This is a genomic window from Paenibacillus sp. sgz302148, from assembly GCF_056120465.1.
The window spans coordinates 165,789-179,382 of sequence record NZ_JBVYOJ010000011.1; the positions used below are offsets into that span (position 1 = coordinate 165,789).

Consider the following 13,594-nt stretch of genomic DNA (forward strand, 5'->3'; position numbering starts at 1 on the left):
TACCTCATTCCTACCGTCTATCGGCTGTCGTGTATATCAGTTTAACAAAAAAATTAAATGGTTACACCCTCGCCCGCATACGTATATAGCAGGAAACCTTTCGGGAATGTCGAAAAAAGTAAGTACGTAAAACGTATGACGGAGGGTAAGCGATGGATCGAAAACAAGTTCGAGCGTGGTTGATGTATGACTGGGCCAACTCAGCATTTGCAACAACAATGATGGCCGCAGTGCTCCCGATTTATTATAAAAGCGTTGCCGGGGTTAACCTGCCGGGCAATACGGCCGAGAATTATTGGGGCTTCACGCAAGCGATCGCCATGCTGTTCGTCTTCATTCTTTCGCCGATATTAGGCGCGGTGGCGGACATGAACGGGTCAAAGGTCAAATTTTTGCGCTGGTTCGCTTATGTGGGGGCGATTTCTTGTGCTCTATATGCATTTGTAGGCGAAGGAGATTACATGCTGGCGTCCGTGCTGCTAATTTTCGGCACGATCGGGTTTTCCGGCGGCAATACGTTTTATGATGCGATGCTTGTGGATGTTGCGCCGCCGGACAAACGAGATTCCATTTCCTCCAAAGGCTATGCCTGGGGGTACATCGGTGGAGGCATCCTGCTTGCGATCAACCTGGTCATGATCGAGGGCTGGGAAAAAGTCGGCTTTCCGGACAAAACGGTAGCGACCCAAGCCGCCTTCGTGACCGTCGGGTTATGGTGGTTCGTGTTCTCGCTGCCGATATTCCGCCATTTCCCAAGCCATTCGTCCGCATCGCAGCTGCCGGTCCGGCGTTACGCCGCCGAAGGATTCAGCCGGGCGCTTCAAACGTTGAAACGGATCAAACGATACCCGGAATTGATGAAATATATGGTGGCGTTCTGGTTTTTTAACGACGGCATCAATACGATCATTACGATGGCAACGATATACGGCGCCGGGATCGGCATCAAAACGACTCACCTTATCATCGCGCTGCTCATCACCCAGTTTGTCGGCATCCCGTTTTCGTTCCTGTTCGGCAGGATCGCCCAGAAGCTTGGCTCGAAACAAGCCTTGTACATTTCGCTTTCCATTTATATCGTCATCGTCATTTTAGGCTACTTCATGCAAACCGCAACGCACTTCTACATTCTGGCGACGATGGTCGGTTTCGTCCAAGGCGGCAGTCAGGCGGTGGCACGATCCATTTACAGCAACATGGTTCCGTCGTCCCGCTCGGCCGAGTTTTTCGGCTTCCTGAGCTTGTCGAGCAAGCTCTCCTCCGTTGCCGGACCTTTTTTGTTCGGGCTTGCAGGTTTGCTATCAGGATCAAGCCGTCTGGCGATATTGTCGGTGCTCGCATTTTTTATCGTCGGCATCCTGCTGCTGATGCGGGTTGATCTGGAGAAAGGGCGCCGGGAAGCACTCGAACCCGGTGCATGAGAAGGAAGCGAATGTTGCATAAGAGGCCTTGGATCTGCTCTATTCGGAGCGAACCAAGGCTTTTTTCTTACCATAATAGAATTTATAAGTTTTCCGGAGATAACACATTGGATTAAATTCTATTTGGCAAGAAAAGCTTCCTCTTACGCAGGGGCATTCATCGTGGAATGGGCTTCGAATAGAATCTTTTCTTACAAACTTGAAGCGACCGACAATTCCTAGGTACAATAGAGTAATACATAAGCAGTACAGCAGGACAGCTGCATGTTCAAAGAAGATAGGAGGGCAAGGATGAAGAGAGTTATCGGCATGATCTTATTCATATGTTTATTGTTCGGCAGCTTTGCCGCCATAGCGGGAGCCGCGGATATTCCCCAAAAAAACGGCAAGGTCGTCGATCAGGCCGGCATTTTCACGAAATCGAAAAAAAAGCTGATTGAGGGGACGGCCAAAGGCGACGTTTACACATTTTATGTATTAACCGTTAAAAGTTTGGATGGATCGAGCGCGACGGAATTCGCAACGGATGTGTACGTGAGCTGGCAGCTGCAGAGCAACGATATTTTGCTGCTCATCTCCAAGAACGACAAGCACGTGGAGATGAACTTCAACAATCCGGAATTGCTGAAGCAAATTGAAGCGCTGCCGGACGATTATGACAAAAACGGCGACGTTAACGAATCCAAAATCGACGAGTTTTTAAAGGTTCATTTTATCCCATTGGCCAAAAAAGGAGAGTTTGCGCAAGGTTCCGTTGCGCTGATGAATGCCACGTTCCACTTGAATTCTGTAGACAAGGCGGGTTCCGGCACGGCGTCCGCCAAGCCGGATAGCTCGACTGAACCGGTGGACAAGCCCGCGGATAAACCGGCAGGAACGGCCGAAACGAAGCCGGCTGAGCCGAAGGACGGAACGACGGAGGGGGCTGCGCCGGAGAAGACGGATCCAGGGAAGAAGGAACCGGAGAACACGTCAAGCGGCATCGGCTTTTACGTCCTGCTGGCCGCGGCGATAATCGGGATCGGCGGGTACCTGGCGTACAAAAAATTTCAAATCGATAATTTGCGCAAGCGAATTCCGCTGCTCATGGTGGACATTACCCACGCGAATGAACAGCTTCAACCGTTTATCGGGTTATCTCAGGGGACTACGGCTGCCATGGCGAACGGAATTGATGAACGGTTATCCGCGCTGCTCGTTCGTTTGAATCAGGTGGAGAGCGACCAGATGAACGTCAAGCTGCTCACGCTCAACTTGAAGAAGCTGAACGGCACCCACCGGGAGCTGCGCAAGGAGCTTGTGCAAATTACGTCGCTGCTCGCGGACGATCGGCAGGTGATCGCGAAAATTATCGAGGCGGACAAAAAAGTAAAAAAATCGAATGAAGATCTCGTTTTCAAGCTCGGCGCTTTGCAAACCGACCTGCAGCGGCAGGCCCGGGACACCTCGTTCCCGTTAAACGAGCTGTTCGACGATATCGCGAGCATCGATGAAGACGTGAGGAAATCGCAGGAGCTGGAACTGTTCGATCCGATCGAAGCGGAGAAATACGCAAACGTTGCGATGGAGAAATGGGTGAAAGCCGCGCATGGACTCGACGACGTACCGGTCTTCCTGGCGAAGTATAACGACTTCCCGAATACGGTTACTCATTGCCGGGGGAGGATCGCTCAAATCGTCGATCAGCATCGATTGCAGACCGTCATGCTTCGCGTCAAACCGCAGACGTATCTGGAGCAGGCGCGCACCACAATCGAGCAAATGCTCGCGGAGCTGAAGACAGGTGCCATGGATGCCGTGCGCAAGCGGGCGGAAGAAATCGACAACATGCTGGCGACGGCGGTTGAACTAACGCAAAGGCAAGCGCAGTTGAAGGAAAACAACGCCAAGGACATCGGACTGATCGAAAATAAACTGAACGAATACGCGGAGGAAGGTCCGCAGCTTGCAAGCGAGGCCGCTCGCATTCGTCTAACGTATGCCGAGACGCATTGGAAAGCGATGCTGGATCGGTATGAGCAGCGACTCAAGTCGATCCAAGAAACACAGGCACGACTTCTCGAGATCAAGCAGCTGTGCCAAGACGACCACCAGCAATTTGAGCTGGCGCGTGAAGCGCTGGACGAAGCGTTGAACCGGCTGGCGGAAGCGGACGTGATTCAGGAGCAATGCACGGAAACGTTCGAGCAGCTGGACGACAGATTGTTCGATGCGCAGCAGCAGAATGAAAAGCTCGAAGAATCGTTTCAAAAGATGCTGCGCTTGATCGACAAGGAGTCCCTGCCGAATTCCGCGGAGCAGGAACAGCTTGCGGGAAGCGTTCGCCGACTCCGGAGTCAAGCGGAGAAGCTGCTGTCGGTTTCTCCATATCATCTCGATCCTATCGAGCAAACGATCGGCCAGCTCGAACAGGAGGTCAAACGGTTCACCGAGCACGTCGAACGGGTCGTGGAAGAGAAGAGGGAAGCAGAGGAGCAGTATCGGGAAGCGAAGTCCCGATTCCAGAGCGTGTACTCGCGTTCAAGCTCCAAGATTAATAAACGGAGCTACAACAAGAGTTTCGATTCCGTCATGGAACATGCGGAAAGCATGATCGCCCGCGGCATGTATGCCGAAGCGGTGCGGCAGTTAATCGAGGTGGACAGCATCGTAGGCGAGATGGAGCGGGAGTATCGGATGGCTGAGGAGATGGAGCGCAGACAGAAGGAGCTGGAGAGAGAAGCGGAGCGTCATCTGCAGCGCGAACGCGAACAGGCTCGGGAACGGGAACGATCCTCACACACTTCGTCCTCTTCCGGAAGCTCTACCAACAGCTCTTCCAGCTCGAATTCTTCCGGTGGCGCCTCGTGGGGCTCCGATTCGAACAAAAACAATAATTCATCCGGCGGGGCGAGCTGGTAAGCAGGTCAATTGCAATCCTATCTATTCTTGTAAACGGCAAAAGCCATCGCGATCCTTTATATAAGGATACGATGGCTTTTTTCAAATGATCGGGTTCACATATTGAATGATAAGTCCGCTGTCGCAGGGCTTGCCCGTTTCATAAGAACGGTTGCCCATTGCCTCGGCTAACGTGAGTTCAAGCTGTCCGGCCGTTCCGGGTTCGGACGCTCGATCCTCTTGCTCCAAATAAGCGAAGGCTGCGCCGGCCAATATCCACGCGTCCTCAAGTGCAATATCCCATAAGTCCCATACGCTTTCGTTATGCCATTCGTTCGGGTCGGTCGGACAATGCCACGGCTTGCGGGCGTCGTTCAAATAATCGAGCGGCGCATTGTCACGCTTGAACAGAAACGGCTCGATTCGGTTGAAGGTGAGGATGCGCTTCACGCCCGACGGGTCATGAAACAGACGCTGCGCTTGAATCATGTCCCGGCCCGCCTTGTTCCAATCCTCGCGTCTGATCGTAGAGGCATGTTCGGGATAATGCTTCCGAACGATAGCTTCGAACATGTCGACGATTCCGTCCGGAAATTCGCCTCCGGTTTCGATCTCTTTCCATACCGGCGTTCTCCACGTTTCGATTCCGGCCAGCTTGCGGGCAATGAGCGTATCCATAATAATCTCGTAACGCTGGTGGTTCCATTTCTTGAATCCGGACATGTAAAATACAAACGGATGCGCGTTCCGGTCCAGCACGTGATGCAGCACAAATCCCATCACGTAAGCTGACGCGGGATCGGTAAGCGGTCTGCCTCGCACATGGCGAAGCATGTCGAGCAGTACCAGCCCGCAATGCTTGCTGTGCATTTCGCTGCCCAACTCGTTCATATGCTTCGAAGTTTGCCATGGCAAAAAGTTGTGATAGAACAAAAAGTCGGGTCCTTGACAGCCCAGGTTAAATGCGTTGCGGCTTCCCTTGCTTGAGATCAACGTCTCCCGGCCCAGCTGCCGCAAAGCTTGCTGCCCGAAAAGCAGGTGTGCCCATACATTCGGCATCGACAAAATCCTCTCTTCTTCATCGTCGGTAAACGGGTAGGTCGAATTGACCGAATTGACGTTTATCTATCGTTAAATCTATTTTAGCATACAACTATAGACCAATAGTTAGTACAAAAGTAGGAGGAAAAAAGGTATACTTGTCGGGAAAGTTCGGCTATAATGTAAGTAATCATTCACTTACTCGGAACTTTATACGATTTTTTGTCGAAAAGGGGCGCTCACTTGTATGAAGGCGGAGTTGATCAACCCGTTCTTAGAATCTGCTAGAATTGTGATCGAGCAAGTCGCATATATACGCCCAACCACCGGTCAACTCGGCATTAAGGATATGAAATTTGTCGATAAATATGTATGGATTCAAATTGGAATGACCGGGCAAATGACAGGGGATATCGTGTTTGGACTGCATGAGGAAGTCGCCTTGAAGATGGTTTCCGCGATGATGGGCGGTTTCACCATCACGCAAATGGACGAAATGAGCCAAAGCGCCATTTCCGAGCTGGGCAACATGATTAGCGGCAACGCCAGCACGATGTTGTTCAATCAAGGCGTTAAGGTCGACATTACGCCGCCGAAGATCATTCAATCGGCGCAAGCTGCAGGCTTCTCGGCGAAGAAGGCGCTGACCATACCGCTTATAATGGATGGCATCGGCGAGCTTGATATTCAAGTATTAATGGCGTAATCTATTATATAATGTACATAAGGAATTGCGGGTGCCGCTTACGGCATACCGCATTTTTTGTTCAGACAGGAGGAACGAAATGCTTCAAGGAAAAATCGTTGCCATTACCGGGGCGTCAAGCGGAATCGGGGCTGTCATGGCTCGGATGCTTGCGGACAAAGGGGCTGTTCCCCTCTTGATGGCGCGATCGCTGGATAAGCTGACGAAGATTAGCGGCACGATAGCCGGCAATCATCGCGTCTACGAGCTGGACGTAACGGATACGGACATGGTCGTTTCCGTCATGGACCGAGCGAGGGCGGATTTCGGCCGTATCGACGTTCTGATCAACAATGCAGGGTATGCGGTTTTCGAACGATTCGCCAACGCACCGCTGTCGCATTTTCAAGAGATGATGGACGTCAATTACATGGGGATGGTTCGCTGTACGAAAGCGGTGCTGCCGCATATGACGGAGCTCGGCCGCGGCCATATCGTCAATATCGCTTCGATGGCGGGCAAAGTCGGATCGCCCAAATCGACGGCGTATTCGGCATCCAAGCATGCGGTGCTTGGCTTCACGAATTCGCTCCGCCAGGAACTGCGGCATACGGGCGTTATGGTTTCCGCGATCAACCCTGGGCCGATCGACACGCCTTTTTTCGATAGAGCGGACCCAACCGGGGGCTATATCAACAATATTCGTTGGATGCTGCTGCAGCCGGAGCAAGTTGCTCGCAAGGCGGTACGTCTCATCGAGCGGAGGAAGGCGGAGCTGGACCTGCCCTTCGTTGCCGCCGCGGGCACGAAGCTGTACCAGCTGTTTCCGCGATTGTTCGATGCGGTGGCGTCCAAGCTTTTGAACAAAAAATAACGAAGCTATGCACGACAAAAAGGCATTCGGCTCTGTTCAGCCGGATGCCTCTTCTTCTTAATCGTGGCTGGCGTTTACGTGGCAGACACCGATTGCTGCACCTGCTGAAGTACCTGCTCGTCGGTCATGCCGTCGGCATTGATGATGGACGCCTGGGTCGTCACGTCCGCCATCCCCATGACATTTTTATCGAGCCCGGAGATGACGCAGCATTGTACGTCATTACTTTGCGCCGCACCGCCGTCTTCCAGATTGACGACTTCGTAGCCGTTATTTTGCAGCACTTGCTTGATGCTGCTCAGACTGTTCTCGACTGCAACTTTGGTCATGAATGTTCACCTCCGTTTATGTACTCGCTTTATTGTGATCCTCGGGAAGGAAATATATTCTACTCCGATTCGCATTTGGAAGCAGCGGCAACTTCGCTTATAATGAGGTAGAGATTGTTGTACTAAACGGAAGCGAGGATTGTTATGAATGGAACTTTTGCGGCTTTGCCGCTGCACGAATCTTTGATTAACCGGCTGCAGCAGTTAGGAATTGCTTCGCCGTCCCCGATTCAGGAGAAAGCGATCCCGGTCGTACTGGAAGGCAAAGATGTTCTGGTCCAATCGCAAACCGGAACGGGCAAAACTTTGGCTTATTTGCTCCCCTTGCTTCAGCGGCTTGAACGGAACTCGAAGCATTTGCAGGCGATCATTGTCGTGCCGACGCGCGAGTTAGGCATGCAAATATTGCGCGAAATCGAGCTGTTCGCGGAAACAACCGGCATTCTGGGCCAAGCGCTGATCGGAGGAGCCGCGGTCAGCCGCCAAATCGATAAGCTGAGATTGCACCCGCAAATCGTCGTAGGCACTCCGGGGCGAATTCTGGAGCTGATCAAACAGCGCAAGCTGAAATTGCACGAAGTCCGCACGATCGTCGTGGACGAGGCGGATCAGGTGTTTGCGCTCGGCGCCATGGGCGAGACGGAAGCGATATTCAAAAGCGCGATGAGGGACAAGCAGCTCGTCTTCGTTTCGGCTACGCTGCCGCAGGAAATCCGCGCCGTGACGGAGCGTTGGATGCGCGACCCCGTCCATGTCGACGTGCAGCCCGGTCAGCGGACGGCGGAGACGTTGGAGCATTTGTTTTACGTAAGCGACGAGCGGGATAAAATCGATACGCTTCGCAAAATGGTGCGAATGTATAATCCGAAATCGGCGATCGTATTCATTAACGATACCGATGATGTCGGCGGAATCGTATCCAAGCTGAAGTTCGCAGGCTTGTCCATCGAAGCGCTGTATGGCGATTCGGACAAGCAAGAGCGGGCCGCTACGCTGAAGCGATTCCGAGACGGCAAGTTCCAGCTGCTGCTCGCAACCGATGTTGCCGCACGCGGACTGGATATTAAAGGCTTAACGCACGTGTTTAACTTCGATCAGCCGTTCGAGGCCGACCGGTACGTGCACCGCGCAGGACGGACTGGGCGCATGGGCAAGAGCGGCACCGTCGTGACGATCGTAACGCCGAAGGAACGGACTTTCTTCGAAAAGCTTGGCCGGAAGCTCGGCATCGACTTGAGGGAAAAAGCGATGTACTTCGGCAAGGAGGTATCGCCGGAGGAAGCGCGCCGTTCGGCGGCGCAGCGAAGGCTGGCCGAGCAGCGCAAGCCTGCGGCGGAAACGGCTGCGGCAGCACCGAAAGCGGCAAAGCCGATGCAGATGGGCGATGCCGGCGGAGCAGGTGCCAGCCGACAATCCGGCGAAAACGGCGCCGGGGTTCGCCCCGCTGCACAGCCAACTGCCGCGAAGCAGGCGCCGAAAGGGCCTTCCGCGGCGAAGCTTAAGGCGCAGAAGGAGCGCGACCGCAAGAACAAAGGCGCGCCGAAGTGGCTGAAGTCGAAGCAAAATCCGCAGCAGTAAAGACGTATGGGGCAACCGGCTAACCGGCGTGCCCCTGCTTTCGTTAGGAGGAGATGAACATGCGTACGCTGTTAAAGCTTTTGTTGGCATTCCTAGTGTTTGTTATACTGCTTGTCGTCGGATTAGTCTGGTATATTGCGCCCGATGAAGATCTCGACCTGACTTACGCCGAGGTTCCGATTCAACAAAAAATCGTAAACATGGCCAAAAATCTCAAGCTGGAGACCGTCATAACCGGGCAGGAAATCAACGATCTGGCCAAAAAACAGCTCGCCGCTCATCCGCGCATCGGTCAGGACATCGAAGTGACCGGCGCCCGGTTCGAGTTGAACGGCGATTCGCTGACGGCACATTTGAACTTGACATACCGCGGCTTGATCCGGACGCAAGCGGCGGCGTATTTTCAGCTCGAATGGCGAAAGCCGAGCATCGTTGCGACTTTGCTGCGGACCGAGGTCAAAGGCTACGAACTCCCGCCGGCATGGGTGTCGCTTAAACCGATCGCCATCCCTATCGAAGATAAGCTGCCGGATTTCGTCGGCATCCGCAGCGTTGATTTTGAACCGAACGGCATCGTCTTCCGGTTCAAGCTGCTGAATCCGTTCTAACGACAATGTTCGATAATGATCCTGCATTTACCTCGATCAGCCTTCATTTAGACCCCACGTTGTGGGGTTATTTTTTCATTTTCCCGAAAGACCCCCTCAAAGCATATGAGAACCGCGAATCCTGTACCAGTAAGATCAAAGAACACTTCGCGAGGGTTCAACTTCATACATAAGAGGAGAGGTTACAAGATGAATATGACGAAGAAACTTTGGAAGAAAACAGCGGTGGCGGGTTTGGCATTAACGATGGCTCTTGGCGGAGCGACGGCGGCGTTTGCCGACGGCAAAGGCAAAGGTCATGATAAAGATCACGATAAAGACCGGTACGAATCGTCCAAAAACAATAAATCGAATTCCAAAGGCAAGGGCAATATTTCAATTAATATCAATTTTAAGGACATGAACAAAAAAGAGCTGGAGTGGGCGCTGAAAAGCATCATTAATTTGGCTTCGAAAGGTGTATTCAACGGTTACGAGGACGGAACGTTCAAACCGAACCAAACGATTTCGCGGATCGAAGCGATTACGGCGGCCGTTCGTTTGATGGGGTTGAAGGATAAAGCGGAATCCCAGGAAGAAATGTCCGCAAACCTGAACTTCAAGGACGCCGACAAGCTGGGGAAAAAATATCCGTGGGCCGTTGGCTACGTAGCGGTGGCACTTGAAAACGACTTGTTCTCCGAAAACGAAGAAATGATCCAACCGGAAAAAGCGGCAGATCGTCTTTGGGCGACAACGCTGCTCGTCAAAGCATTAAAGCTGGAAGGCGAAGCGAAGGCGAAAATGAACACAAAGCTTACGTTTAAGGACGCGCGTGAAATTCCGGCAGGCTCCGTTGGTTATGTAGCCGTTGCGATCGAGAAAGGACTCGTCAAAGGCTACAGCAACAACACGTTCCGTCCGAACCAACCGGTAACCCGCGCCGAGCTGGCGGCCCTGCTTGACCGTACGGGCGATCAAATGCCGGACAATACGGCCGTTGCTGGAACATTAACGGCAGTGAACGCATCGGCGCTGTCCATCAAGAAAAACGACGGAACGCAAGTGACGCTGGCAATTGATCCGAACGCCTTTATCTTCCGCGGCGGCGTCAAATCGCCTGCAAGCGCGCTTGTTGTCGGCGACGAAATCGTCGTGCGTTCCTATAACAACGCAATCATCTTCGTTGATGTAACGAAGCCGTACACGGCTCCGACCACTCCTCCGGCGAATGTAACGTTTGTGGATGCAGGCAAAATCAACTCGACGACATTAAACGCGCAAGGCCGTCTGGCTACGATTTCGATCTCCAAAGAAGTAAACGGCTCGACGCAAGTAACGATTTATAACGTAGCCGACAATGTAACGATTACAGGCAACGCTTCCCAGCTTGTTGCGAACCAAGCCGTCGAGCTGAAAGGCAGCAACCAAATCGTAACATCCATCGAAATCAAATAATACGTTCCCTTGAATCCGCAATAAACAACAAATCCCCCTTGCCCGGCTGTACAAGCAGCTGAAGCAAGGGGGTTCCCTTTTTTACGGACCTATTGAAATGAAATGAACAATTTCAGTTAATTCTCGCTACTAGAATATGGCGTAATAGGCTTCCGCGGCGTCCATAAGCCGGACATCGGATGGATGGCCGAGCTCGGGGTACAGATCGCCGACAACCGTATGCTGGAGATTATTGGCCCGGGAAGATTCGTTCATATGTATAAGAGCGGAGTGAACCAGTTCGAATCGCTCGCGACGCCAACAGCTTCGTTGTTCCTCGAGGAGGAATAAAGCGTCCGCTACGGACCGGTTTTTGAACTGGTTGAAGCACTTGCCCCATTGTACGAGGTCAAACGGCAGCCGTTCCGTCTCGATAACGCAATGGCCCCATGCGTATTGATTGCGAGTCGATATTTTGACAATAACGCAAATGTTAGAGAGGCTATCGCACGAAGCCGTTGTCCTGATCGGTGAAAGCTTGATCGAATAGAGCTGAATCATCGTAATCGTACCGATCGGTTCCGATACGCTATGAAGCTCTCTTTCCCCGAATAACGCAACGTTTGAAATCCCCATGCCGCACACCCTTTCAGCTATCTGCCTCATATACTTACAGATTTTCATTGTAATACGAACAGGGGGGGATGAAAAGCATTTTTTCGCAAGCGGAAAAATACGGTATAATGACTTGAGAGGTGATGGTTATGAAGCCGGTGTTGGAGGTTGATCGGCTTAGCGGCGGCTATAGCACGCGCAGGCCTGTTCTGCACGAGCTGACGTTTGCCGTAAAGCCGGGCGAGATGATCGGTTTGATCGGCTTGAACGGGGCAGGCAAAAGCACAACGATCAAGCATATTCTAGGTCTTATGCAAGCACAGCGCGGAGAAGTGCGGATTCAAGGCGATACGCTCGCCGAGGCGCCGGAACGCTATCGCGCTTCATTCGCGTACGTGCCGGAAAATCCGTTATTTTATGAAGAGCTGACCGTAAGGGAACATCTGGAGTTGGCTGCGATGGCTTACGGCGTAAGTCAAGCGGAGTATACGCTTCGCCTGGATGAGCTGGCTGACGAATTCCGCATGAAGGACAAGCTCGACAGCTTTGCCCGGCATTTGTCGAAAGGGATGCGGCAAAAGCTCATGATCATGTCGGCATTCCTCGTTCGTCCGGCGCTTTATATTATCGATGAGCCTTTTCTTGGCCTCGACCCGCTTGGCATCCGCTCGCTGCTCGAGCTCATGATGAAGATGAAACAGACCGGAGCTTCGATTCTGATGAGCTCCCACATCTTATCGGCGATCGAATCGTATTGCGATCGTTTTATCGTGCTTCACCAGGGCCGGATCGTTTCCCAAGGAACGCTGGAGGAAGTCCGCGAGGCGGCGCGGAAGCCGGGAGCTCCGCTGGAAGAGGTGTTTTATGCGTTCTTACAACAACAAGACTGACGGGATTAAGCCTAATTCGCTCGTTGAGCTATGGAGGAAGCGGGTACTTGCCTTCTGGCGAGAAGCGGTGCCGTATTTCAGTTATGTGGCGCGCGGGGGCTTCGTCGGTTTTTTATTTTTGTTCATCATTGCCGGCGGGTTCGGTTACCGGATGTTTTTGCAGCAGGTACCGGTCGATTTTCCTTTTCTCGCGGTTGCGGTGGTGCTGTTGACGCCTATTCTCGCAATGGGGAAGGTGCGTACGTTTCTGCAGCAGGCCGATATCGTGTACTGGCTTCCGCTTGAGGCGAGAATGGCTCCTTATTTCCGGTTAAGTGCCATGTATAGCTTCCTCCCGCAATGGCTGCGCGCCAGCGCCGTCGTCATCGTTTTATGGCCGTTGTATGCCAAATTGTACGGAGGAGACGGAGCCGGGCAGGAGGGGGCTTTCCTGCTCGTCTGGGGCGCGGTAAGCTTGCTGAAGGCATTGAATCTTTATGGCGACTGGCAGCAAAGCCGGATGGTCTGGATCCAGCACCGCGTAGCGTTCGGTTTGCTCCGATGGGCAGCAACGGCGCTTTCCGTCTGCGCTTTGTTCTGGAATCCGACATGGAAGTCTCTTGTATTCATAGGATTAACCTGGCTCGCATTCAGCTTGGCATTACGGCTTCCGGCCCGTTTACACGTAGCTTGGGAACGGTTGATGGTATACGAGGAGCGAAGCCGTTCAAGGTATTATCGTTTCTTCAGCTGGTTTGTCGACGTGCCGCAGCTGCCGGTCAATGTCAAGCGCCGCGCATGGCTGCTGGCATTGATTCCGAAGCTGAAATTCCGTCAGGACCGGGCCTATTTGTTCCTGTATGTCAAAACATTGGTCAGGACCGAGCTGCTAAGCATGGTGCTGCGTCTTGCCGTGATCGGAGCGATTGCGGTTGCATTGTTCGATACCGGCTGGATACAGGTCATGGTTTACGTCCTATTTTTGTATTTTACGGGAATTCAGTTATCGGCTCTGGAGCGGGAGCATCGCTATATGTTCTGGATGCAGCTGTACCCGCTTCCCGAAACGCTGCGTCAGCGTTCCATCCTCCGCGTTACATACATCGCGCATATGATTGTCGCATTCCTGATGTTCGTGCCTATAGCTCTGACTGCGTCTTCAACGGTCGTTTGGGTGTTGTCTTTGATTGCCGGAGCGTTGTTCACCTACGGATTCCATTATGTATGGCTTCTCCGCAAATGGTCGAAGGAGTCCGAGACTTGATTCGTAATACAAAT

The 13,594-nt window shown here is 52.6% G+C and carries 12 protein-coding genes; 9 read left to right on the top strand and 3 right to left on the bottom strand.

Annotation, left to right across the window (positions count from 1 at the left end):
• Positions 1 to 152 precede the first annotated feature (152 nt).
• Positions 153 to 1,421 carry an MFS transporter gene (locus AC0LWM_RS17900; RefSeq protein ID WP_474676340.1) on the top strand — a complete coding sequence of 423 codons (1,269 nt, stop codon included), beginning with the start codon at positions 153 to 155 and terminating at the stop codon, positions 1,419 to 1,421.
• A 291-nt stretch (positions 1,422 to 1,712) separates the two neighbouring features.
• Complete coding sequence (locus AC0LWM_RS17905) at positions 1,713 to 4,322, top strand: TPM domain-containing protein (RefSeq protein WP_474676341.1); 2,610 nt, start codon at positions 1,713 to 1,715, stop codon at positions 4,320 to 4,322.
• Positions 4,323 to 4,403: 81 nt separating this feature from the next.
• Here AC0LWM_RS17905 and AC0LWM_RS17910 read toward each other — a convergent pair whose 3' ends face one another.
• Entirely contained in the window at positions 4,404 to 5,360 is a 957-nt protein-coding gene (locus AC0LWM_RS17910; RefSeq protein WP_474676342.1) for a zinc dependent phospholipase C family protein, read from the bottom strand.
• Positions 5,361 to 5,589: 229 nt separating this feature from the next.
• Between AC0LWM_RS17910 and AC0LWM_RS17915 the strand changes: the two genes are divergently transcribed.
• Together AC0LWM_RS17915 and AC0LWM_RS17920 are read left to right on the top strand one after the other, a co-directional pair.
• Entirely contained in the window at positions 5,590 to 6,048 is a 459-nt protein-coding gene (locus AC0LWM_RS17915) for a chemotaxis protein CheX (protein ID WP_474676343.1), read from the top strand.
• 79 nt (positions 6,049 to 6,127) lie between these two features.
• Entirely contained in the window at positions 6,128 to 6,901 is a 774-nt protein-coding gene (locus AC0LWM_RS17920) for an SDR family NAD(P)-dependent oxidoreductase (protein ID WP_474676344.1), read from the top strand.
• Positions 6,902 to 6,975: 74 nt separating this feature from the next.
• Here AC0LWM_RS17920 and AC0LWM_RS17925 read toward each other — a convergent pair whose 3' ends face one another.
• The gene (locus tag AC0LWM_RS17925) at positions 6,976 to 7,230 is read right to left on the bottom strand and encodes a YkuS family protein (protein ID WP_474676345.1); all 255 of its coding nucleotides are present in this window, start codon (positions 7,228 to 7,230) and stop codon (positions 6,976 to 6,978) included.
• Positions 7,231 to 7,374: 144 nt separating this feature from the next.
• On the opposite strand from AC0LWM_RS17925, the gene AC0LWM_RS17930 reads away from it, so the two are divergent.
• The 3 genes from AC0LWM_RS17930 (at position 7,375) to AC0LWM_RS17940 (ending at position 10,853) form a co-directional block, all read left to right on the top strand.
• On the top strand, positions 7,375 to 8,808 hold the full coding sequence (locus tag AC0LWM_RS17930; protein ID WP_474676346.1) for a DEAD/DEAH box helicase: 1,434 nt from the start codon (positions 7,375 to 7,377) through the stop codon (positions 8,806 to 8,808).
• 59 nt (positions 8,809 to 8,867) lie between these two features.
• Positions 8,868 to 9,416, top strand: coding sequence for a hypothetical protein (locus tag AC0LWM_RS17935; protein ID WP_474676347.1), 549 nt, complete (start codon positions 8,868 to 8,870; stop codon positions 9,414 to 9,416).
• Between the two features lie 189 nt (positions 9,417 to 9,605).
• The gene (locus tag AC0LWM_RS17940) at positions 9,606 to 10,853 is read left to right on the top strand and encodes an S-layer homology domain-containing protein (RefSeq protein ID WP_474676348.1); all 1,248 of its coding nucleotides are present in this window, start codon (positions 9,606 to 9,608) and stop codon (positions 10,851 to 10,853) included.
• A 129-nt stretch (positions 10,854 to 10,982) separates the two neighbouring features.
• On the opposite strand, the gene AC0LWM_RS17945 is transcribed toward AC0LWM_RS17940, so the two are convergent.
• The gene (locus tag AC0LWM_RS17945; protein ID WP_474676349.1) at positions 10,983 to 11,468 is read right to left on the bottom strand and encodes a hypothetical protein; all 486 of its coding nucleotides are present in this window, start codon (positions 11,466 to 11,468) and stop codon (positions 10,983 to 10,985) included.
• A gap of 122 nt (positions 11,469 to 11,590) precedes the next feature.
• Between AC0LWM_RS17945 and AC0LWM_RS17950 the strand changes: the two genes are divergently transcribed.
• Together AC0LWM_RS17950 and AC0LWM_RS17955 are read left to right on the top strand one after the other, a co-directional pair.
• Positions 11,591 to 12,337 (top strand): ABC transporter ATP-binding protein, encoded by a 747-nt coding sequence (locus AC0LWM_RS17950; RefSeq protein WP_474676350.1) that lies wholly within the window; start codon positions 11,591 to 11,593, stop codon positions 12,335 to 12,337.
• Positions 12,312 to 13,580 carry an ABC transporter permease gene (locus AC0LWM_RS17955; protein ID WP_474676351.1) on the top strand — a complete coding sequence of 423 codons (1,269 nt, stop codon included), beginning with the start codon at positions 12,312 to 12,314 and terminating at the stop codon, positions 13,578 to 13,580. The genes AC0LWM_RS17950 and AC0LWM_RS17955 overlap by 26 nt, the downstream gene beginning before the upstream one ends.
• Positions 13,581 to 13,594: the final 14 nt, after the last annotated feature.

What these genes read in the sequence shown, in the direction of transcription:
- AC0LWM_RS17900 (WP_474676340.1), top strand. Translation starts at nt 153, where the DNA reads ATGGATCGAAAACAAGTTCGAGCGTGGTTGATGTATGACTGGGCCAAC.
- AC0LWM_RS17905 (WP_474676341.1), top strand. Translation starts at nt 1,713, where the DNA reads ATGAAGAGAGTTATCGGCATGATCTTATTCATATGTTTATTGTTCGGC.
- AC0LWM_RS17910 (WP_474676342.1), bottom strand. Translation starts at nt 5,360, where the DNA reads ATGCCGAATGTATGGGCACACCTGCTTTTCGGGCAGCAAGCTTTGCGG.
- AC0LWM_RS17915 (WP_474676343.1), top strand. Translation starts at nt 5,590, where the DNA reads ATGAAGGCGGAGTTGATCAACCCGTTCTTAGAATCTGCTAGAATTGTG.
- AC0LWM_RS17920 (WP_474676344.1), top strand. Translation starts at nt 6,128, where the DNA reads ATGCTTCAAGGAAAAATCGTTGCCATTACCGGGGCGTCAAGCGGAATC.
- AC0LWM_RS17925 (WP_474676345.1), bottom strand. Translation starts at nt 7,230, where the DNA reads ATGACCAAAGTTGCAGTCGAGAACAGTCTGAGCAGCATCAAGCAAGTG.
- AC0LWM_RS17930 (WP_474676346.1), top strand. Translation starts at nt 7,375, where the DNA reads ATGAATGGAACTTTTGCGGCTTTGCCGCTGCACGAATCTTTGATTAAC.
- AC0LWM_RS17935 (WP_474676347.1), top strand. Translation starts at nt 8,868, where the DNA reads ATGCGTACGCTGTTAAAGCTTTTGTTGGCATTCCTAGTGTTTGTTATA.
- AC0LWM_RS17940 (WP_474676348.1), top strand. Translation starts at nt 9,606, where the DNA reads ATGAATATGACGAAGAAACTTTGGAAGAAAACAGCGGTGGCGGGTTTG.
- AC0LWM_RS17945 (WP_474676349.1), bottom strand. Translation starts at nt 11,468, where the DNA reads ATGGGGATTTCAAACGTTGCGTTATTCGGGGAAAGAGAGCTTCATAGC.
- AC0LWM_RS17950 (WP_474676350.1), top strand. Translation starts at nt 11,591, where the DNA reads ATGGTTATGAAGCCGGTGTTGGAGGTTGATCGGCTTAGCGGCGGCTAT.
- AC0LWM_RS17955 (WP_474676351.1), top strand. Translation starts at nt 12,312, where the DNA reads ATGCGTTCTTACAACAACAAGACTGACGGGATTAAGCCTAATTCGCTC.